The organism is Flavivirga aquatica (assembly GCF_001747085.1).
Taxonomy (GTDB): domain Bacteria; phylum Bacteroidota; class Bacteroidia; order Flavobacteriales; family Flavobacteriaceae; genus Algibacter_C; species Algibacter_C aquatica.
In genome coordinates, this window is the sequence record NZ_MDJD01000054.1 from 578811 (window position 1) to 599514 (window position 20704).

The window sequence follows — 20704 nt, forward strand, 5'->3', positions numbered from 1 at the left end:
TATTTAAAAATTTTATTTCTATTTTAATTTCGCAACATACTTGTTTTATATGATTAATGTTACCTCTATACATATATGCTACTAAGTAGGTACTTAAACAATATTCATACCCAAATTAAAAAACATACTAAATATTATATATTAATTTAAAATTTAACTTAGCTTTTGAACAACATGAACATCTCTTTGAGGAAATGGGATTGTTATATTATTTTCTTTAAAGCTTTCATATATTTTAAAACGTAAATCACTTTTTATTAATAATCCATTAAAACTATCGTTTACATAAAAACGTAGCCTAAATTCCAAGGCACTATCTCCAAAGTTTTCAAAAAATACGGCTGGACTTGGTTTACTTAAAATAGCTTCTTCTTGTAATGCGATACCTAAAAGTAACGCTTTTACTAAATCTATATCTGCATCGTAAGCAACGCCAACATCTACATATTCTCTTGTTACCTCATTATTTTGAGTCCAATTATATAAAATTTCATTTAAAAATTTATGATTGGGTATTACTAATATTTTATCATCATTGGTTATCGCTTTTGTTGTTCTTAAACTAACATGTGTCACCTTCCCTACTTTTCCATCAATTTCAATAATATCATTAACAGTGATAGTACCATCTATTAAAATAAATATTCCAGAAATAATATCTTGAAATAATTTTTGCATCCCTAAACCAAGGCCTACAAACAACGCTGTAGATGCTGCTAATAATGCTGTTACTTTTACACCCGAAGCATCTAAAGTCGTTACTATGACTACTAAAAATATAATATATTTAAAAAAAGTAAATACCGTTTTAAAGCGATTTTTATCGTCTTCCTTTAACCTCTTGCTTGCCATAGTTCTAGCTAAGCGTAGTAAAACATGAGTAAAAAACAATGTTAATACCAAAATTAAAATGGTTCCTATGGTTACTTCTACCCCATCGGAATTATACAAACTCTCTGATAAAAACTTTTGAATCGATTCAATCATTTTAATACTTTATCCATTTAATAAGTTCCTTATAACTTGCTTTTTTTCCATACATTAAGATACCAACTCGATAAATTTTTGCAGCAAACCAAACGGTAAAAATAAATGAGCCAACCAAAATTAATAACGATAATAATTGTTGCCACAATGGTACTCCAAATGGTATACGCATAAGCATAACCACTGGTGATGTTAATGGTATAAATGAGAATACTGTAGATACTGTTCCGTGCGGGTCTTCTATAACTGTAAAGATGCCAATATATACGGCTAACATTAAAGGCATAATAATAGGCATCATAAACTGCTGTGTATCTGTTTCATTATCTACTGCAGCTCCTATAGCTGCGTATAATGAACTATATAGTAAATACCCTCCTATAAAAAAGAAAACAAAAGCTACCACTAAATTAGCCAAAGGCAAATTATAAAAAGCAATTATTGCTTCTTGTACTTTCATATTTAATTCTGGAGTTTCCATGGCTTGTTGCATAAGCTCTTGTTGTGGCGTTTGCACTTTCGAAATATCTATCCCTATAAAGGCAGAAACTACAACCATTAAAACAGTACTTAAAACTATCCATATGGCAAACTGTGTAATCCCAGCAAGAGAGGTGCCTATAATTTTACCCAACATTAATTGAATGGGTTTTACAGATGATATAATTACTTCAATAATCCTACTTGTTTTTTCTTCAATAACACTACGCATAATCATGTTACCGTAAATAATAATAAACATGAATAATAAATAACCTGCCGCTATACCAAAAGCTAATTTTGCAAAACTATCTGTTTTCGAAGTCTTCTCTCCTTCAAAACTCTCTTGAGCAATATTAACCCTAACCTTTGAAGCATTAATCATTGCGATATCTACTTTATTTTTTTTAAGATTAATATTAGTTAACTTATTACCTAACTGCCTTTCTAAATCTGAAATTACAGTTAATGATGGAGATTCTTCAGAATAAAACGTGATATGATTTGATGCCATTTTCACATCACTTATTTTATCAACATGCAACAACCCGTATGCATTGCTTTCTTTTGAAAGTGCCTTAGCCTCTTCTAAAGTCATATTATTCTCAAAAAGATTATAAGTCGTTTTTTCTGAGCTTTCAAAGATATCTTTTACTAAGTTTGACTCATCTAAAACAGAAATGACATGTACTTTATCATTATTTAATTGTGATAAATAAGCAACAACAGCTATAAGTGCTATAAAAATTATAGGACTTAAAACTGTCATAATTATAAACGATTTATTTTTAACCTTAGTTAAATATTCACGTTTTATAATGAGTGATAAATGGTTCATATAAATTAATTATTCTTTACTGTTTTAATAAAAATATCGTTTACACTTGGTATGAGTTCTACAAAATGAGACACATCTCCTTTAGTAGTTAGATAATTTAATAAGTCGTTTGGTTTATGTCCATCTTTAAGCTTAATATTAAGTTTTAATTCGTCTTCTAATGTTTTAAAATTAGCTTCTGAAACACTAAATTTTTCTGTTAATTCTTGCCTTAAATATTCTTTATCGTTTACACGAATACCAACCTCATAAGTGTTTATTTTATATTGACGCTTTATATCTATTAATTTACCACCTAATATTTTATTAGATTTGTTTATTAATGCTATATCATCACACAATTCTTCAACAGATTCCATCCTATGGGTTGAAAAAATAACGGTAGCCCCATCTTCTCGTAAGCGCAAAATTTCATCTTTTATTAAATTAGCATTTATAGGATCGAATCCTGAAAAAGGCTCATCAAAAATCAACAGTTTTGGCTGATGTAAAACGGTAACAACAAATTGTATTTTTTGAGCCATTCCTTTAGAAAGCTCTTGAATTTTCTTGTTCCACCAATCTCCTATTTCTAAACGGTCAAACCAATATTTTAAACGCATTCTAGCTTCTGCCTTGCTTAAGCCTTTTAGTTGCGCCAAGTACAAAGCTTGCTCTCCTACTTTCATTGATTTATACAGACCTCTCTCTTCTGGTAAGTAGCCAATATCTTTAATGTGCTGCTCGTTAAGTGATACGCCGTCTAAATGTACCGTTCCCACATCTGGCATCGTTATCTGGTTTACAATACGTATTAACGTTGTTTTTCCTGCTCCATTTGGCCCAAGCAACCCAAATATACTCCCCTTAGGAACAGCAATTGAAACATTATTTAATGCTTTAAAGTCTCCAAAATTTTTAGAAACTTTATTAACTTCTAGTAAGTTACTCATTTATATTTTTTAATTGAGTTGTCGTTGGTAAATATATTAAATGTTATGCGAGAAGCTTTAATGCTTCATATATAAATAGTAACTAAACACATAAATTTGTTACATCATGCTTTTAATCGTATTTTACTTAATTAAGTATAATGCCCTTTTATTAATATTCTTAGTTAGTTATTTAAAATAATTTTATTTAGGGTTTAATAACAAATCGTATCCTAACTCTATAAGAACTATTTTCTAGTTATTAATTATTCTCTATAAAATCACAAAACATTTAAAATAAAAGATAAAATCATTCGTTAGTGTTAATTCAATTAACAGTTTTTGTAAATTGTTTTAATTATAAGATTAAGATATCTCTATGAAATAAGAGCTATTATGCTACATTAAATACTTTATAGACTTAAAAAATTGAGCTTCTATAAAAAACAAAACCCACCCTTAATTAAATTAAGGATGGGAAAAAAATTGCTATGAAAAAGAAAAATTATCACTAAAATACATTAGTGATACTCCAAATATAGTTTTTTTTTATTAAAGTACTAAAACAAAACATAAATTACTTTTTACCAAAAAAAAATCCGTACAAATACGGATTCTTTATTTTTTAATAGTTTTAATTACGAAAACATATCTTTTACTTTCTCAAAGAAAGATTTATCTGATCTTTCTGGCTTTGGCATAAAATGTTCATCTTCTTGCATTTCTTCAAAGAATTCTCTTTGTTTTTTATTCAACGTTTTTGGTGTCCAAACATTAACATGCACTAAAAGGTCTCCTTTTCCGTATCCATTTACACTTGGAATTCCTTTTCCGCGTAAGCGTAAAATTTTACCAGATTGTACTCCTGCTTCAACTTTAATACGTACTTTTCCTGTTACCGTATCAATTTCTTTTGATGTTCCTAAAACAGCATCCGGATAACTCACATATAAATCATAATGTAAATTATCTCCCTCTCGTTGTAATTTATCGTGATCTTCTTCTTCAATAACAACTATAAGATCTCCAGATATTCCATTTCCTGGTGCTTCATTACCTTTTCCTGAAACTTTAAGTTGCATATCATCTACAACACCTGCTGGTATTTTAATAGATACTGTTTCTTCTGCTACTTTTAACCCTTGCGCATCTGCATCACTTGGTTTTTTATCTATAGTTTGTCCTGCTCCTCCACACACATTACATGGTGCAGATGTTTGCATTCTACCTAAAATAGTGTTTGCTATACGCGTAACTTGTCCACTACCATTACATGTAGAACATGTTTTATATGTAGTTCCTGGTGCTTGGACTTTACGTTTTACTTTTATTTTCTTCTCTACACCATTAGCTATTTCCTCTAAAGTTAACTTTACACGAATACGAAGGTTACTCCCTTTAACTCTACGTTGGCCACCGCCTCCGCCGCCAAAACCTGAGAAACCTCCACCAAAGCCGCCTCCGCTGCCAAAAATATCACCAAACTGGCTAAATATGTCATCCATATTCATACCTCCGCCGCCAAAGCCGCCGCCTCCATTCTCAAAGGCTTGATGACCAAATTGATCGTAACGTGCTTTTTTATCGCCATCACTTAAAACTTCATAGGCTTCAGCTGCTTCTTTAAATTTACCTTCAGCATCCTTATCGTCAGGATTTTTATCTGGATGAAATTCTATTGCTTTTTTACGATAAGCTTTTTTAATTTCTGCAGTACTTGCTCCTTTACTAACTCCTAATATCTCGTAATAATCTCTTTTAGCCATGTCTTTAATTTATTGCCCTATAACTACTTTTGGAAAACGAATTACTTTCTCGCCTAAAACATACCCTTTTTCAATAACATCAATGACTTTTCCTTTTAAATCATCTGTAGGCGCTGGTATTTGAGTAATAGCTTCGTGATTATCTGCATTAAAAACATCTCCCTTTTCAACTTTTACAGACTTCAACCCTTTTTGCTCTAATGTATTTACTAATTTTTGATAGATTAATAATACACCTTTGCGTAGCTCTTCAGCTTCTTTATCTTCTTCTATATGACTTAATGCTCGTTCAAAATCATCAAGAATTGGCAATAAAGTTTTCATAACATCTTCACTTGCGGTAGAAAATAACTCAATACGCTCTTTAGCAGTACGTCTCTTGTAATTTTCAAACTCAGCAAATAAGCGCAAAAACTTATCTTTCTCTTGTTTTAACTCCTCTTGAAGTTTTTCCTCAATAGTTTGCTCTTCAATAACTTGTTCTTCAACCTCAACAGTTTCATTTTCTGCAACGTCTACTTGTTCGTTATCTATATCGTTTATTTTATCTTCTTTACTCATTACTGTACCTAAATTTTATACAAATACTAGAATTAGTTGGCAAAAGTACTGCCAATATTATAAAAATGCCATAATGTCACTAAAATATTTTTTTTTTTTTACAGATATGATTACCTAATTTTACACAATAAATTATACCCTTATTAAGGTTTTTGTCTAAAAAATGAAATAACATTTTTTACTTCAACCAAAAAACTCACTAAAAATAATTAAAAATGAAAAAAAAAATCGCCTCTATTTTTTTTATGACCGCTTTAACTGTATTTGTTATAAGTTGTAAAGAGACTACTAAAGAAGCTACAACTACTGAAGCTCAAAAAGTCAAAGAAGTAAAAGTTAAATCTAATGTATTTACTGCTAATGTTTCTTCATCTACCATTGAATGGAAAGGCTTCAAACCTACTGGGTCTCACAATGGAACAATGCATTTAAAAACAGGTTCTATTAATGTTGTTGATGGAAAAATTGTTGGAGGTTCATTTCTTATCGACATGACGTCTATTATTGTTACAGATATTCCTAAAGAAGATGCTGGTAACGCAAAGCTACTTGAACACTTAAAAAACCCTGACTTTTTTAATGTTGAAAAGTACCCTACTGCTACTTTTGAGATTACCAGTTTAAAAGAAATTGATAATAAAACTATGGTTTCTGGAAATTTAACACTTAAAGAATTAAAAAACAACGTAACACTCCCTGTTACTATTTCTAACGAGAACAATATAATATCTCTTATTAGTGATACTTTTACTATTGATAGAACTAAATGGAATATAAAATATAAATCTAAATCTATTTTTGGTGATTTAGGTGATAAGTTTATTAATGATGATATTGAATTAAAAATTATAATTAAGGCTACTAAATCTTAAATCTCATCATACTATATTAAACTTATAAAAATCCATTCAATAACATTATTGAATGGATTTTTCATACTGCTTACTTATTCGTAAAAATACAACAACTTAATATTACATCTGCAAACAAAAAACATAAGAAATCTATTTAACTCATTCCAATAACCCCTCTAAAGCGGGGTCTAAATGGTGATACTCAAAATAAAACCCTTCATTTTCTATTTTTTTAGAACTGACTCGTTGACTTTCAAATAATAACGTATACATATCTCCTAAAATCATTTTCATAAAAAATTTAGGGATATTTGGTATAAATAAAGGTTTTCCTAACTTATTAGCTATAATCTTAGTTAGGTCTTGATTTGTAACAGGATTTGGAGCTACTCCATTATAAACACCTTTTAAATTATTTTCAAATACATACAAAAACATATTTGCTAAATCCTGAATATGAATCCAAGACTGCCATTGTTTTCCATTACCAAAAGCAGCACCCAACCCTAGTTTTATAGGTTTTATCATTTCTTGCAATGCTCCTCCCTTATTTGACAACACTAAACCTATTCTAATTTTTGATACTACAATACTTAACTTCTCAAATTCATCTACAGAACGTTCCCATTGCTGCACAACTTCACCTAAAAAAGAAGAGTTAAAATCATTATAATCTTCACTATAATAATTAGTTAAAGAATCTGGATATATTCCAATAGCACTTGCCGAAATTACTTGTTTAATTGTATGTTGTTGTGTTTTTAAACTATCAATTAATAATTCTGTAGTTTGTTTTCTGCTAGCTATAATTTCTTTTTTATAGTTAGATGTCCATCGTTTTGAAACAGTTGCTCCTACTAAATGAACAATAGCATTTACCCCCCTAAAACAGTTAGCATCTATTGTTTTTGCTTTTGGATTCCAATAAAACCCTTGATAGTTTTCTGTTTCGGTAATTTTAGATTTACTCGTTGTTAAGAAGTTTACTTTTATCCCTTTTTTATGACAAAGTAATACAATCTCTTGACCAATTAATCCCGTAGCACCTGTTATTAAAACACGCATTTTCTTTTTTTAATAAAGTTACAAAATCCCCTAGTGGATTACTATGGTTTTATATTAGGTTTAACAAAATCAATGAATTACAAAAAGTAAACTACATAATTTTAAACCTCTCTTATTAAAGCACAAAATCTTATGAACTATAAGTATTATTAAGATATTGCTATTAAAAATTAAAAAAAATTATGAATACTCTAAAGCATTTAACCTTTTTAATGAATATTACAACTCTTTACAAGCCCGCAACATTTCACGTTTACCTGGTGGTCCAGGGAGGCGTTCTACAGTAAAACCTACTGCTTGCAATGCACGACGCACACTCCCTTTGGCTGAGTATGTCACCAAAACTCCATCACTTTGTAAAGCATTATACATTTTTTGAAAGATGGCTTCTGTCCATAATTCTGGCTGTACCCTGGCTCCAAAAGCGTCGAAATAAATTAAATTATAGACATTCTCATCTTTAATTTCAGAGAAAAACAGATTTTTTTTTGTTAATAAAAAATGATCAGATACCTGATGCTTTTCATCCCAAGGAATTTCATGGAGTTTTTTAAAAAGCTCTTCATTTTTTTCTTCATTTAACTGTTTAGGATAATTTAATTGGTTAATTTCTTCCATGGAAACTGGATACCCGTCAACACCTACATAACCAATATTTAGGTTTAACTTTTTAGCTTCCAACAAGGTAATAAAAGTATTTAATCCTGTACCAAAACCTATTTCTAAAATATTAATAGCTTTATTAGTCTTCCCTCTATATTCATTATAATTATATAATCCATGTTTTATAAATACATGATACGCTTCTTGTATGGCTCCATGTTTAGAATGGTACTGCTCATCCCATTCTGGCAAATGGATGGTTGAAGAACCATCTCCTGTAATAACAATTTCTCTATCCAAAATTAATTTTTTAATAAAACCCCATCTGCTTCAAACAAATAAGTTTTTTTTGGTTTTGTAATGTTTGCAATAGCTTTAGTAGACTTCCCCTCATCTTTAGCATAATGTTTTTGTTCATCAACAGAAACCTCTTTTACATAAGCTTTACCGTTTACAATAACATCTTTCCCAGTTATATCTTTTGGTACAAAAAAACCATAATCTTTAAACTTTACCATAACTTTTGTACTACCTTCTATATTTAAAGTCATCCAACATCCTTTTACTTGGCATACACTATTTACTTTTGCTATCATTTTAGAGTTTATGCTATCTCCTATATTCATAGTTTCATAATGATATGCCATAGATACAGACTTTATAGCATCGTCTGCAATAATTTCTTTTCCAAAAGATGTATATTCTACTTTTTCACTTTTATTTGAGTCTTTAGCATTGTTTTTACTTTTCTTTTTACAAGAATTAAAAAATAAAACACTAAAAACCAACACAATAAGTAACTTCATAACATTAATACTTCTATTTTAAGCGATTTATGTAAATATACCTCTTTTTTAAAAACGTTTTTATTTAAATTTGTATTATAAAATAACTAGAACTATGAGTACTATAATCAACAATATAGAGATTATAAAGGCTAAAGCTACTAAAATCAATGATGTAGATTTTAACAATTTAAAATTCGGACATGTGTTTTCGGATCACATGCTAGAATGTAATTTTAAAGATGGTAAATGGGCTGCTCCTAAAGTAGTACCTTATCAAGCTATTACTTTAGATCCTTCTTCTAAGATTTTTCATTATGGGCAATCTGTTTTTGAAGGCATGAAAGCTTATAAAGATGCTAACGAAGATGTCTGGTTATTTCGCCCGTTAGATAACTTTAATCGTTTGAATATTTCTTCAAAACGATTGGCTATTCCTGAGTTACCTGAAAATTATTTTATGGATGGCCTAAAAACCCTATTAGAGGTTGATAAAGAATGGGTTCCTAAAAACGAAGGTAGTTCGCTATATATTAGACCTTTTGTTTTTGCTTCTGGAAATGGATTTCATGCTTCACCAGCAGATGAGTATAAATTTATAATTTGTACAGCACCTTCTGGAGCATACTTTTCTGGAGAGGTACGTGTATTGATTGAAGAAACTTATTCGCGTTCTGCAAACGGAGGTGTTGGTTATGCTAAAGCTGGCGGTAATTATGCTGGTCAGTTTTACCCAACACAATTAGCAATAGAAAAAGGTTACCAACAAGTTATCTGGACAGACGACAATACACATGAGTATATTGAAGAAGCTGGAGCTATGAATATTTTTGTTCGTATTAACGATACATTAATTACTGGACCAACTAGTGATAGAATTTTAGATGGTATTACCCGTAAAAGTATTATCGAATTAGCTCAAGCCGAAGGTATAGCTGTGGAGATTAGAAAACTATCTGTACTCGAAGTTGTAGAAGCTGCTAAAAATGGAACTTTAAAAGAAATGTTTGGAGCTGGAACTGCTGCTGTTATCTCTCCAATCTCTGGATTTGGATATAAAGACACAGATTACGACTTGCCAAAGCTAGATGATACTTATGCTAACTATTTAAAAAAGCGTATTACAGATATTCAAACTAATAAGGCGGAAGACCCTTTTGGATGGCGTTATAAGATATAACTCATGGATTTTGAAAAAAGAAACATATAAATTACAATTAAAAAAGGAAGCTAAAATTAGCTTCCTTTTTTAATAAATGTGTAAATAATACCCAAAATAACATCGACTTTAATACGACATTTTATAAAGTTGGTATAAAAAACCTTATTTACTTAAAATAGATTCTATATTTGGTTTAAAATAATTAGGACCTTTAAGTACCTTACCGTCCTCTCTATAAATTGGCTCTCCGTCTTCTCCCAATTTACTCATGTTACTTCTTTGTATTTCATTAAAAACTTCTTCAATCTTATGTTGCATACCATGCTCTATTATAGTACCACATAAAATATAAAGCATATCCCCTAAAGCATCAGCTACCTCTACTAGATCATTATTATTAGCGGCTTCTAAATACTCCTCATTTTCTTCTTTCATCAAATTAAAACGTAACATATTTTTCTCTTCACCCAAATTGGCCTTAGGTGTTTCTCTATGTCCAATTTTAAATACTGTATGAAATGCCTTAACCGCTTCTATTTTATTCTTCATTATATTTCAAATTAATTCTATTTTCTTTATTTTGCATAAAAATAACTATATGTTTAGTAAAGGTCAAATCATTTTCGGTGTTTTATTTTTTATTGTCTTTGCTGTAATTATTGCATACACTTATCGCAAAGATTTTAAACTTCATAAACGCTTTTATGCTGGTAGCATATGGGTTCTTATTGCTTTTATCACCTTTATTTTGCTTATTTCTGCTATTAAGTTTTTTTTTAAATAATAAAACGCCCTACTTTTTTATTTCCATTAATCTTTATATTAAACTAAAAAAGACTAACATTAACTAACTCTTTAACAAAAATAAAGAGTAAAATTCTATGTAATAATTATTTTTTTCATAAACATAAACTTACATAAAAGGTTAAAAAACAAGAATTAAGGCATGGTTTTTGAAAGCTTATCATATAAGTTTAATTATCTAGACTGGGAAAATCTATAATTAACTTGTTACATAAATAAATAACCAATTTTAACGCAACCTTTTTAAAGGTTCTGCATCTAATTAATAACTCAACTAAATTTAACAAATGAAAATATTATTAATTTTCAGCATTCTCATTGTTATTAATATCATATTATTAGTTTTTAGTGTAAATAAAAAAACTGATCCTTAATTTAATACTTTGAATCATCAAATCATTATAAAACAGTATCTATCAAGACATTAACCAACTTAATAGATACTATTCTTTTTGATTTCCTAAAACTCTTCCACATATATAGGTTATCAAACATACATTTCTACATCCTTAAATTCACAAAAAACCAATATAACAACCTAAAAACCATTTATTTGCGGTTTTACATCTTTGTATCTACAAGCTTTATTCCTACAAAAAGAAAATTTAAAAATGATTATCTTTGAATTAATACAATCATTAAAACAGAAAAAATGAAAGCTATTAAGTACATTTTATTCTTATTACTCATTATTATTATTGGTCTCGCTAGTTATATTGCTGTACAACCAAATGAATTTGAATTTTCCAAAAGTAAGGTGATAAAAGCGCCTACTTCACTATTATTTAATAAAGTAAATGACTTTAAAAATTGGCCTAGTTTTTCACCTTGGATTGAAAAAGAACCTAATGCAATATTAACTTATGGAGAAAAGACCTCTGGAGAAGGTGGTAATTATGGCTGGAATGGAGAAATTTTAGGTGAGGGTAATATGAAAACACTTTCTGTAGAAAATAATAAATCTATTTCTCAACATATTTCTTTTATTAAACCGTTTGAGTCTGAATCTGATATAAATTGGAATTTTGAAACTACTGATGAGGGAACCAAAGTTACTTGGGCAATGAAAGGAAAACAAGATTTCGCAACTAAAGCGTTCACAACCTTCAAGGGATCCATCGAAAAAAATACAGGACCAGACTTTGAAAGAGGTTTATTTAAATTGGATAGTATAGTTGATGCTGATATGAAAAAATATGGTATAAAAATAAATGGCACCTCTGAACACGGAGGTGGGTATTATTTATACAATACAACTTCATGTAAAATAACCAATCTAAAAAATAAAATGCAAGAGATGTTGCCCAAAGTTGGTAAATATGCTATGAATAATAATATAAAAATAGCCGGAGCTCCCTTTGTTAATTATCATAAATGGGATGAAGAAAATAATGCTGTTATGTTCTCTTGTTGTGTACCAACAAGTACAAAAATTGAAAGTACGGACAATGACATTCTTACAGGGCAGCTACAACCTTTTAAAGCTATAAAAACTACCCTAAAAGGCAACTATACAAATTTAAAAGAAGCTTGGGATACAACCATGAGATACATACCTGAAAACGGTTTGGAATTTACTAAAAATGGTCCTATGTTAGAAACCTATCTTACAGACCCTATGAACACTCCTAATCCAGCAGATTGGGTTACCGAAATTTTTATTGCCATAAAATAATATACTACTATATATTTATTAAATTTAATTCGTAAAAACATGATGCAAAAATACCTCCAGGTAATTCAAACTAAAATTATTTAATGAAAAGTCTTTTATTTGTTTTTTTTGGAGGTGGGTTTGGTAGTGTACTTCGTTTTTTAATTGGTAAATATCTCAATAATGCTCAAAATGGTATTCCTTATGGAACATTTGCTGCTAATATTTTAGGAAGTTTATTTATTGGTATAATATTAGGCTTAGCTGCAAAAAATGACACCCTATCTCAAAACCAAACATTACTTTTAGCTACTGGGTTTTGCGGGGGCTTTACAACTTTTTCAACCTTCGCTTATGAAAACCATATATTTTTAAAATCTGGTGATTTTACGAGTTTTGCTATCTATACTATAGCAAGCTTTATCATTGGTTTTTTAGCTGTCTTTTTTGGCATGTATTTGGTAAAATAAATACTATAATAAAATTAAAAACCTTTAAATAAGCCCATAATTAACTAAGTTATCAACGTATAATATCTAACTATTTCTTTTCCTTATTAAAAATTTTCCCATAAAATAAAGGTATCTTGCCATATTATCTAAAAGTTACCTTTTATAGAATATGGCTAGTACTAATAACTCCCCAAAGAAAGCACCTACATCTTTACATAATTCAACATTCGATACGATAATTATAGGATCTGGAGTTGGAGGTTTATCCTCAGGGATTTGTCTATCACGTGCAGGTCAAAAAGTATTAATTTTAGAACAACACGACGTACCTGGTGGCTGGTGTCATAGCTTTTATCTTGATGGTCATCGTTTTACACCTGGTGTTCATTATGTTGGTTTGGTTGGTAAAGGCTTATCCACAAGTGAATTATATGAAGGGCTGGGTATTGCAAATGAAATAGCATTTTATCGTCAGAATCCAGAAGCTTTTGAACATTGTTGGATTGGAAACGAGCGATTTGATTATCCTGCCGATTTTAAAACATTCGAAAATAAACTTATTGAACGTTTTCCGCAGGAAAAGAAAAATATTATTAAGTACTTAAACCTTGTCACAAACATTGGAAAACAATTAGACTTAATACCAAAAGTACGCGGTTTTTGGCAACTTATAACTATTCCTTTTCGAACAAAACACATGGGAAAATATGCACCATTTAGTTTAAAACGTGTTATGGGTTGGTATATTAAAGACCCTTTGTTACAAAACATTTTAAACATACAAGTTGGTGATCATGGTTTACCTCCTGCCAAAGCTAGTTTTGTATTTCATTCTGCCATTATGCACCATTATTCTAGTGGTGGTTTCTACCCCATGGGAGGCGGCGGTGCCATTGTTAAGGCCATGACTAATGCTATAAAAGTAAAAGATGGGATCATAAAAACGAGTACTCTTGTAAAACGTATTTTATTAGAAAATGGAAAGAAAAAAAACAAAGCTATTGGAGTAGAACTTGCTAATGGAGATCAAATATTTGCAAATAACATAATTTCTAATGCAGACCCAGGAATTACATATCAAAAACTAATTGGTGAAGAACATTTAAGTAAAAGACTAAAGAAAAAACTTCATAATACAACATACTCTTGCACATCATTAATGCTCTTTCTTGTTGTAGATATGGATGTTAAAAAAGCTGGTTTAGACTCTGGAAACATTTGGCGCATACCAAATGTAAACATGGATGATTTGCATAGTGACATGCAAAAAAATGATATTTTAGAGGATGATGAATTTCCTGGTATGTTTATAAGCTGTACAACACTTAAAGACCCTATTAGTTACGATGGAAAACACCATACCTTAGAAGCTATAACCTACATTAATTATGATGCCTTTAAAGCATTTGAAGGTGAAGATATAGAACGTTCTCAAGCCTACTTAAAATTTAAAGAACAATTAATTACTAAATTTTTTGTGACTTTAGAAAAAGTTATTCCTGGAATTTCAAATCATGTAGTACTAAAAGAATTAGGCACTCCATTAACAAATAAATATTATATTAATACCACACGTGGTAATGTTTATGGCACAGAAAAAACTCTAAAACATATTGGTCCATTTGCTTACAAAACTAAAAGTGAAATTGACAATTTATATATGTGTGGTGCCAGTATTGTTTCTCATGGAGTAGCTGGAGCTAGTTACTCTGGAGTCCAAACAGCAGCAGCAATTTTAGGCTCTCATCAAGATGACTTAATAAAAAATACAGAAGACCAGCATTTACGTGTTTTTGAAGCTGAAGATGATACTAATTACCCAGATTGGATGAACAAAAAAATTGAATTAAAACAAACTAAAACTGAAGCAAAAATAAGACAGATATAATTATTTTTCTTTATTTTTAATAATTTAATGCTTATCAAAAACCTTTACACCAGCTTTAATCTTAATTTTTAAATAGTTTTCTCTTGGCACTATAGGACAAGAGTACTTTTCATTATAAGCACAATATGGATTATACGCTTTATTAAAATCGATTAGCATGACATCCCCTTCTGGAATTCGAGTATCAATATAGCGACCTCCTCCATAACTTTCTACACCGTTAGTTTCATCTAAGAAAGGAAGAAACAAATAATCTTCAAACCCTTTTTCTTTTATTAAATCTTTACCTTGATAAATATTTAACTTAAATGTTTCATCTTCTATTTCAAAAGACAAAACACCAAAAATACGCTCTTCTGAAACTCTATTTGTTGTTGTTTTCATATTAAACCATTTCGTATCGGGAGTTCTAAACAATGAAGCTTTAACAACATAAGTAGAATCAAACTTAAAAAAATCTAACCCTTTAAAGTTTTTTCTATCCTTATCTTTTAGAGGAGATTTTGTCGCATCTTTGTATTCAGAATTCAACTTTTTCTGAAATTCTGTTTCTCCTAAAATAGGACGTTTACCTTGAGCGCAACCTGCAAGCCAAATTACAGACAATAAAATAGGAATGAATAACTTCATTTTAATACATTTTTATTTCAAAAATAAGATTAATCTATTCTACAGCTTTAAAAGTTACTTTTAAATTTTCAGGGTACATCGTAAACTCAAATCGCTCTTTTATCTCTTCTGGTTTTACTTCTAGTTTAAAATTAAAATGTTTACACAATGCAGAAATTAAAACAATCATTTCACTTTTTGCCAAATGCATGCCTGGGCAATACCTAGCACCTCCTCCAAATGCACGCATAACATTAGGAGAATGTTTTTCATGCATTGGACATTCATTTAAAAGCCATCGCTCAGGAGTAAATGTATTGGGGTTAGAGAAATAATTTTCTTGCGTCTGGGCTACTTTATTTTGCAAAATAATACTTGTTCCTTTAGGAATCGACACATTTTCTATAATTATATGTTCATTAGATTCTAAGTACAACTGCGGCGTTGTCGGTTTTAATCGCATAGTTTCTTGAGCAACTGCATTAGCATATTTTAATAATTCTATATCATCGTAAACACTTGAAAGTACTTCATTTTTATATACTTCTATAGCCTCTTCCCTAACCTTATTTACAATTTCTGGATGCTGTGCTAAATAAAAAATAGCCCAAGACAATGTGTTTGATGTTGTATCCTCTCCAGCCAATAACATCGTAAAAACATTTCCATAAATTTCTTCATCACTAAAATTAGCTTCTCCATTTTCTACTAATAACGCCTCTAGGAAATTAGATGGTTGTTCTTTTAGTTTAGGCTGTTTTTCTATTCGCCTTTTTGCTTTGTTAATAACATCGTAAATGACATTTTCTATAGATTTTAAAGAATTATCTAACACCATGTCTTTCTTGCTTTTAAAATATCTCCAGATAGGAAATGGTGCAGTAACACGTTTATTAATCATAGGGAAAATAACTTCTAAATGTTTTTGAAAATCATTAGAGCTATTATTAATAGTATCCAACTTATAACCAAATGCAACCTCTGTAGTAATATCAATTGTAAATGCCATAAACTCTTTTTGAACATCAACAACATGCTCTACCTCAGCATACTTTTTAAATTTTTCAAGAATAGTTTTTGTTTTATCTAAGATAATAGGATAAAATGCTTTTACATGTTTTACACTTAACGCTTCAGCTATAGGCTTTCTATGTCGTTTCCAAGTCGTTCCTTCTGCATTAAAAACACCATCCACCCCCATTTCTTTTAAAACCTCTTCTATTTTAGAGAAACGTTTAAATGTTTCTGGTCGCATTCGTAACATTTTGTTATTAAAGTCTGGGTTTGCAGATACAACAAACTCCTTTCCTACAAAATTGATTTTAAACAAATCACCAGACTCTTCTACCCAACGCTCTAAAACTTGATGTTTATTATAAGTATTAAATTGAGGCAAGTGTCCTAATAAAAATGCTCCTTTTGGAGACTTTAAATCTTTAATTTTTATTATTTTATTATCAAGCATAAATAATGATTTATTAGAAAACTAAATGTATGTTAAAACAATTAATTATAAAAAAATACATACAAAAAATACAACTTACAATTATTTTATATAATTTTGTAAAAGTAAAATAAATAACATGAACAACAACGTCACAATTTATAAGCAACTATCGACCTCTTTATTTAGAAAAAGTTGGGCTTGTTATATATTGTGGTGATATAAATATAAAATATTACAATATTAAAAAGTCCGACTTCACAGTCGGACTTTTTGCTTTTAGATAATTTTCAAAACTTTAATTAAGACCAAAGCATACATATAGAAACATAAACTAAGAATAACTAAAGCTAATGAAAACACTTTTTAACAATTACTTAAATACTTTTAAAGGTCTATCTCGAGAAGTATGGTGGTTATCTTTAATAACTCTAATAAATAGAGCAGGAACTATGGTTATTCCTTTCTTATCATTATACTTAACCAAGAATCTTAATTTTACATTAAGTGATGTAGGGTGGATTATGAGTGCATTTGGTTTGGGCTCTGTATTTGGCTCTTGGTTAGGTGGTAAGTTAACAGATAAAATAGGTTATTACAAAGTAATGATATATAGCTTATTGTTTACTGGTATATTATTTATCGTATTACAGTTTATAACAACATTTAACTCATTTTGCTTAGGTATTTTTTTAGTTATGTTGGTAGCCGATATGTTTCGCCCTGCAATGTTTGTAGCGCTTAGCGCTTATAGTAAGCCTGAAAATAAAACACGATCGGTTACTTTAATTAGACTTGCCATAAACTTAGGATTTTCTGCTGGACCTGCTATTGGAGGCATTATAATTACAACTCTTAGTTATGGTGGTTTATTTTGGGTAGATGGTATTACATGCATCGTAGCTACTCTAGTTCTTATTAATGTTTTAAATCCTAAAACAACTAAAACGTTAGATGATGTTAAAACTGAAAATCCAAAATCAGCATATCAAGACAAAGCTTTTTTAATATTTTTAATGGCTATGGTACTTTTTGGAATAGTGTTCTTACAATATTTTTCAACAATGCCATTGTATTACAAAGATGTACATCATTTAACCGAATTAGAAATAGGAATAATACTTGGAATGAACGGTTTTATCATTTTTGCTTTAGAAATGCCTTTAATAAAATGGTTAGAAAACACAACTTATACAAAATCTGGATTAATACTTTTTGGAGCTTTACTTACAGGTTTAAGTTTTATTATTTTAAACACAACATCATGGACTGGCATTTTAATAACAGGCATGTTATTAATGACTTTTGGTGAAATGATTGCATTTCCTTTTTCTAATGCATTTGCTATGGATAGAGCAAAAAAAGGCAATCAAGGAGAATATATGGCATTATACTCCATTGCATTCTCTATTGCTCATATTTTTGGGCATAATGCAGGTATGAGAATGGTTAACTATTTTGGTTTTGATAATACTTGGTATGTTATCACTTTACTTGCTGCGCTTTGTATATTTTTATTATTCATTTTAAGTCAATACTTAAATCGAAAAAAAAAATTAAAAACTCAATCTTGAGTTTTTAATCAAAAAAAACTATAAATCATAATAGCTATGAATTTAAATCAAATAACCATTCCTTCATTAAATGTCGAAAAATCTACTAAATTTTACAAAATCTTGGGACTACATCTTATTGTAGATGCACTCCTAAGATATGTAAGGTTTGAATGCCCAAATGGGGATGCCACATTCTCTATTCACAAAGTAGACGAATTATCCCAAAAAAATGGCATTACAGTATATTTTGAAGATGATAATTTAGATACATTAGTTCTAAAACTTCAACAAAAAGGTGTTATTTTTACCAAGATGCCAGAAGACACATCTTGGTTATGGCGTGAAGCTCATTTACTTGATCCTGATGGAAATAAAATTATTTTATATTTCGCTGGTAAAAACAGAAAAAATCCGCCATGGAGAATTAATTAACTCAATTTCAAAATACTATTCATAATATGAAAAACGTCCTATTACCAATAATTCTATTACTTTTGGTAAGTTGTAATTCTTCCGAAAAAAAGAAAACAATTTCTAATGGTGAAATTCAAAAACAAATTCAACAAGACAATAGCAAGGTCTTTCCTAAGCTAGAGCCTAACCGCTATAATGTAGCGTTTTTAATTATGGATGGTACATTCAACACAGAATTAACGGCTCCTTTTGATATTTTTCAACATACTATATTTAGAGACAGTATTAAGGCTATGAATGTTTTTACAGTTGCTAACACTGATGATGCTATTACGACATTTGAAGGCATGCGCATTTTACCTGATTTTAATTATATCAAAGATTCACTTCCAAAAATAGACATACTAGTCGTACCAAGTGCAGAGCACCATTTAGACACCGATTTAAATGATGAAATCATGATTAATTTTGTAAAAAAAGTTAATAATGAAGCACAATTTATCACATCACACTGTGATGGTGCATTTGTACTAGCTAAAGCTGGTGTTCTTAATAATGTAGTATCTACAACATTCCCTAGTGATATTGATAAAATGAGATCTAAATTTCCCCACTTAGATATTAGAAAAAAAGTCTTATTTGTTCATGATGGTAAATATATTACTTCTGCAGGTGGTGCCAAAAGTTTTGAAGGAGCTCTTTATTTATGTGAGTATTTATATGGCAAGGAAGTCGCACAAGCTTTAGCTGGAGGTTTAGTAATTGATTGGAATTTAGAAAATGTTCCACATTTAATAATTAAAAAATAAAATTGAAATCTTTAAAAAAGTTATTTATTGAATTGAATACATAAAACCCTTTTATATTTTAACCTATTAAATAGGCTTAACTTCCTTTTGCTTAATAACTCGAGACAAAACAATTTGAGTTTTAGTTTCACCATAACTAATAAGCTGATCTATAAAAATTTCTAAATGCTTATGGTTTTTTAATACCACTTCCATCACAATGTTTTCATCACCTGTAATTCTATAGCAGTTTATAACCTCATCATACGTTTTTACTTTATCTAAAAAGGGTTTTAATTTCCCCATAAAAGCTCTTAAAGTTATAATAGCTTTAAGCTGATATCCAATCTCAAAAGGAGAAACAATCGTTTTATACCCTTCAATAATCCCCATATCTTCCATCTTTTTAATGCGCTCTGAAACTGCTGGGGAACTTATACCAACTTGCCTACCAATTTCTGCATTAGATAGCCTCGCATTTTTCTGTAAACACTTTAAAATCTTACTATTAAGGGCATCTACACTCATTTAAAAGAAAATTAACTATAAAAAATTAGAAATTAAAGCAAATATACGATTTTACTTTAAAACCTAAAGCTAAATATAATTTCTTGTGACTAATTTTGAAGTAATTGTTTAGAGAAAAAGATTATGCTACCTAATACCCCATTAAACCTATCGGATTTACCGATTTACAAAAAGGCTTTAGAGATATTTGATTTATCTCAGAATATTTCTGTTTATCTAAATAATGACTTATCCAACTTAAAACCAGATGGGTCTGAAGACAATAACATCTATTTTTCAGGAGATATTATACAACAATCAATCTCATTAGCACCAGAAATTTTAAACGCTGAATTAGAGCGTCATTCCGACAGAAAACATAAGCATATTGCCTCTCTTAAGCGTCTTACTAATAAGCTTTATAGAAACTCATACAGATTAGAACGATCAAATAGCAACGGAAAAGATTTTTTACCTATTCTACGTAGTGAATTAAGGAAATTTAAGAAATTACAACGTAGCTGGATGCTTAGTTTATAAAATATCTATATTATTTATTATATAGTGAAAAATAAA

General features: G+C 29.6%; 21 protein-coding genes. 9 read left to right on the forward strand and 12 right to left on the reverse strand.

Annotated elements, in window-relative coordinates:
• Positions 1-153: 153 nt before the first annotated feature.
• The 5 genes from A8C32_RS16805 to A8C32_RS16825 all read right to left on the reverse strand — a co-directional run bounded on the left by A8C32_RS16805 (position 154) and on the right by A8C32_RS16825 (position 5543).
• A complete protein-coding gene (locus tag A8C32_RS16805; RefSeq protein ID WP_069831556.1) occupies positions 154-987 on the reverse strand; it encodes a mechanosensitive ion channel family protein in 834 nt (277 codons plus the stop codon).
• A 1-nt stretch (position 988) separates the two neighbouring features.
• Positions 989-2305: an ABC transporter permease gene (locus A8C32_RS16810; RefSeq protein ID WP_069831557.1), complete on the reverse strand. Its 1317-nt coding sequence runs from the start codon at positions 2303-2305 to the stop codon at positions 989-991.
• Between the two features lie 5 nt (positions 2306-2310).
• Positions 2311-3237 (reverse strand): ABC transporter ATP-binding protein, encoded by a 927-nt coding sequence (locus A8C32_RS16815; RefSeq protein WP_069831558.1) that lies wholly within the window; start codon positions 3235-3237, stop codon positions 2311-2313.
• A 617-nt stretch (positions 3238-3854) separates the two neighbouring features.
• Positions 3855-4982 (reverse strand): molecular chaperone DnaJ, encoded by a 1128-nt coding sequence (gene dnaJ, locus A8C32_RS16820; RefSeq protein ID WP_069831559.1) that lies wholly within the window; start codon positions 4980-4982, stop codon positions 3855-3857.
• 9 nt (positions 4983-4991) lie between these two features.
• Positions 4992-5543, reverse strand: coding sequence for a nucleotide exchange factor GrpE (locus A8C32_RS16825; protein ID WP_069831560.1), 552 nt, complete (start codon positions 5541-5543; stop codon positions 4992-4994).
• Between the two features lie 215 nt (positions 5544-5758).
• Between A8C32_RS16825 and A8C32_RS16830 the strand changes: the two genes are divergently transcribed.
• Positions 5759-6415 (forward strand): YceI family protein, encoded by a 657-nt coding sequence (locus tag A8C32_RS16830; RefSeq protein WP_069831561.1) that lies wholly within the window; start codon positions 5759-5761, stop codon positions 6413-6415.
• 141 nt (positions 6416-6556) lie between these two features.
• Here A8C32_RS16830 and A8C32_RS16835 read toward each other — a convergent pair whose 3' ends face one another.
• The 3 genes from A8C32_RS16835 to A8C32_RS16845 all read right to left on the reverse strand — a co-directional run bounded on the left by A8C32_RS16835 (position 6557) and on the right by A8C32_RS16845 (position 8871).
• Positions 6557-7462 carry a TIGR01777 family oxidoreductase gene (locus A8C32_RS16835; RefSeq protein ID WP_069831562.1) on the reverse strand — a complete coding sequence of 302 codons (906 nt, stop codon included), beginning with the start codon at positions 7460-7462 and terminating at the stop codon, positions 6557-6559.
• A gap of 219 nt (positions 7463-7681) precedes the next feature.
• Positions 7682-8365, reverse strand: coding sequence for a tRNA (5-methylaminomethyl-2-thiouridine)(34)-methyltransferase MnmC2 (mnmC2, locus tag A8C32_RS16840; RefSeq protein WP_069831563.1), 684 nt, complete (start codon positions 8363-8365; stop codon positions 7682-7684).
• Between the two features lie 2 nt (positions 8366-8367).
• Positions 8368-8871, reverse strand: coding sequence for a DUF4920 domain-containing protein (locus A8C32_RS16845; protein ID WP_069831564.1), 504 nt, complete (start codon positions 8869-8871; stop codon positions 8368-8370).
• A gap of 94 nt (positions 8872-8965) precedes the next feature.
• Between A8C32_RS16845 and A8C32_RS16850 the strand changes: the two genes are divergently transcribed.
• On the forward strand, positions 8966-10030 hold the full coding sequence (locus A8C32_RS16850) for a branched-chain amino acid aminotransferase (RefSeq protein WP_069831565.1): 1065 nt from the start codon (positions 8966-8968) through the stop codon (positions 10028-10030).
• Between the two features lie 144 nt (positions 10031-10174).
• On the opposite strand, the gene A8C32_RS16855 is transcribed toward A8C32_RS16850, so the two are convergent.
• Positions 10175-10561: a pyrophosphohydrolase domain-containing protein gene (locus A8C32_RS16855; protein ID WP_069831566.1), complete on the reverse strand. Its 387-nt coding sequence runs from the start codon at positions 10559-10561 to the stop codon at positions 10175-10177.
• 907 nt (positions 10562-11468) lie between these two features.
• Between A8C32_RS16855 and A8C32_RS16865 the strand changes: the two genes are divergently transcribed.
• The 3 genes from A8C32_RS16865 (at position 11469) to A8C32_RS16875 (ending at position 14810) form a co-directional block, all read left to right on the forward strand.
• Complete coding sequence (locus A8C32_RS16865; protein WP_069831568.1) at positions 11469-12491, forward strand: SRPBCC family protein; 1023 nt, start codon at positions 11469-11471, stop codon at positions 12489-12491.
• A gap of 83 nt (positions 12492-12574) precedes the next feature.
• A complete protein-coding gene (gene crcB, locus A8C32_RS16870; protein ID WP_069831569.1) occupies positions 12575-12940 on the forward strand; it encodes a fluoride efflux transporter CrcB in 366 nt (121 codons plus the stop codon).
• Positions 12941-13091: 151 nt separating this feature from the next.
• A complete protein-coding gene (locus A8C32_RS16875; RefSeq protein WP_069831570.1) occupies positions 13092-14810 on the forward strand; it encodes a phytoene desaturase family protein in 1719 nt (572 codons plus the stop codon).
• A 24-nt stretch (positions 14811-14834) separates the two neighbouring features.
• On the opposite strand, the gene A8C32_RS16880 is transcribed toward A8C32_RS16875, so the two are convergent.
• The gene (locus tag A8C32_RS16880; protein ID WP_069831571.1) at positions 14835-15440 is read right to left on the reverse strand and encodes a DUF1684 domain-containing protein; all 606 of its coding nucleotides are present in this window, start codon (positions 15438-15440) and stop codon (positions 14835-14837) included.
• Between the two features lie 34 nt (positions 15441-15474).
• Entirely contained in the window at positions 15475-16884 is a 1410-nt protein-coding gene (locus A8C32_RS16885) for a cytochrome P450 (RefSeq protein WP_069831572.1), read from the reverse strand.
• A gap of 332 nt (positions 16885-17216) precedes the next feature.
• Between A8C32_RS16885 and A8C32_RS16890 the strand changes: the two genes are divergently transcribed.
• From A8C32_RS16890 to A8C32_RS16900, 3 genes are read left to right on the forward strand one after another with little or no spacing between them, the layout of a single operon-like run.
• The gene (locus tag A8C32_RS16890; protein WP_069831573.1) at positions 17217-18437 is read left to right on the forward strand and encodes an MDR family MFS transporter; all 1221 of its coding nucleotides are present in this window, start codon (positions 17217-17219) and stop codon (positions 18435-18437) included.
• Between the two features lie 36 nt (positions 18438-18473).
• Positions 18474-18851, forward strand: a complete 378-nt coding sequence (locus tag A8C32_RS16895) for a VOC family protein (RefSeq protein ID WP_069831574.1) — start codon at positions 18474-18476, stop codon at positions 18849-18851.
• Between the two features lie 26 nt (positions 18852-18877).
• Complete coding sequence (locus A8C32_RS16900) at positions 18878-19642, forward strand: DJ-1/PfpI family protein (protein WP_069831575.1); 765 nt, start codon at positions 18878-18880, stop codon at positions 19640-19642.
• A gap of 66 nt (positions 19643-19708) precedes the next feature.
• On the opposite strand, the gene A8C32_RS16905 is transcribed toward A8C32_RS16900, so the two are convergent.
• Positions 19709-20149, reverse strand: a complete 441-nt coding sequence (locus A8C32_RS16905) for an Lrp/AsnC family transcriptional regulator (RefSeq protein WP_069831576.1) — start codon at positions 20147-20149, stop codon at positions 19709-19711.
• Positions 20150-20272: 123 nt separating this feature from the next.
• Here A8C32_RS16905 and A8C32_RS16910 point away from each other — a divergent pair, with 123 nt between their 5' ends.
• Entirely contained in the window at positions 20273-20668 is a 396-nt protein-coding gene (locus A8C32_RS16910; protein ID WP_069831577.1) for a hypothetical protein, read from the forward strand.
• Positions 20669-20704 lie beyond the last annotated feature (36 nt).

Bases quoted from the DNA above. Each gene is read 5' to 3' on its own strand.
- A8C32_RS16805 (WP_069831556.1), bottom strand. From the start codon at position 987: ATGATTGAATCGATTCAAAAGTTTTTATCAGAGAGTTTGTATAATTCC.
- A8C32_RS16810 (WP_069831557.1), bottom strand. From the start codon at position 2,305: ATGAACCATTTATCACTCATTATAAAACGTGAATATTTAACTAAGGTT.
- A8C32_RS16815 (WP_069831558.1), bottom strand. From the start codon at position 3,237: ATGAGTAACTTACTAGAAGTTAATAAAGTTTCTAAAAATTTTGGAGAC.
- dnaJ (WP_069831559.1), bottom strand. From the start codon at position 4,982: ATGGCTAAAAGAGATTATTACGAGATATTAGGAGTTAGTAAAGGAGCA.
- A8C32_RS16825 (WP_069831560.1), bottom strand. From the start codon at position 5,543: ATGAGTAAAGAAGATAAAATAAACGATATAGATAACGAACAAGTAGAC.
- A8C32_RS16830 (WP_069831561.1), top strand. From the start codon at position 5,759: ATGAAAAAAAAAATCGCCTCTATTTTTTTTATGACCGCTTTAACTGTA.
- A8C32_RS16835 (WP_069831562.1), bottom strand. From the start codon at position 7,462: ATGCGTGTTTTAATAACAGGTGCTACGGGATTAATTGGTCAAGAGATT.
- A8C32_RS16845 (WP_069831564.1), bottom strand. From the start codon at position 8,871: ATGAAGTTACTTATTGTGTTGGTTTTTAGTGTTTTATTTTTTAATTCT.
- A8C32_RS16850 (WP_069831565.1), top strand. From the start codon at position 8,966: ATGAGTACTATAATCAACAATATAGAGATTATAAAGGCTAAAGCTACT.
- A8C32_RS16855 (WP_069831566.1), bottom strand. From the start codon at position 10,561: ATGAAGAATAAAATAGAAGCGGTTAAGGCATTTCATACAGTATTTAAA.
- A8C32_RS16865 (WP_069831568.1), top strand. From the start codon at position 11,469: ATGAAAGCTATTAAGTACATTTTATTCTTATTACTCATTATTATTATT.
- crcB (WP_069831569.1), top strand. From the start codon at position 12,575: ATGAAAAGTCTTTTATTTGTTTTTTTTGGAGGTGGGTTTGGTAGTGTA.
- A8C32_RS16875 (WP_069831570.1), top strand. From the start codon at position 13,092: ATGGCTAGTACTAATAACTCCCCAAAGAAAGCACCTACATCTTTACAT.
- A8C32_RS16880 (WP_069831571.1), bottom strand. From the start codon at position 15,440: ATGAAGTTATTCATTCCTATTTTATTGTCTGTAATTTGGCTTGCAGGT.
- A8C32_RS16885 (WP_069831572.1), bottom strand. From the start codon at position 16,884: ATGCTTGATAATAAAATAATAAAAATTAAAGATTTAAAGTCTCCAAAA.
- A8C32_RS16890 (WP_069831573.1), top strand. From the start codon at position 17,217: ATGAAAACACTTTTTAACAATTACTTAAATACTTTTAAAGGTCTATCT.
- A8C32_RS16895 (WP_069831574.1), top strand. From the start codon at position 18,474: ATGAATTTAAATCAAATAACCATTCCTTCATTAAATGTCGAAAAATCT.
- A8C32_RS16900 (WP_069831575.1), top strand. From the start codon at position 18,878: ATGAAAAACGTCCTATTACCAATAATTCTATTACTTTTGGTAAGTTGT.
- A8C32_RS16905 (WP_069831576.1), bottom strand. From the start codon at position 20,149: ATGAGTGTAGATGCCCTTAATAGTAAGATTTTAAAGTGTTTACAGAAA.
- A8C32_RS16910 (WP_069831577.1), top strand. From the start codon at position 20,273: ATGCTACCTAATACCCCATTAAACCTATCGGATTTACCGATTTACAAA.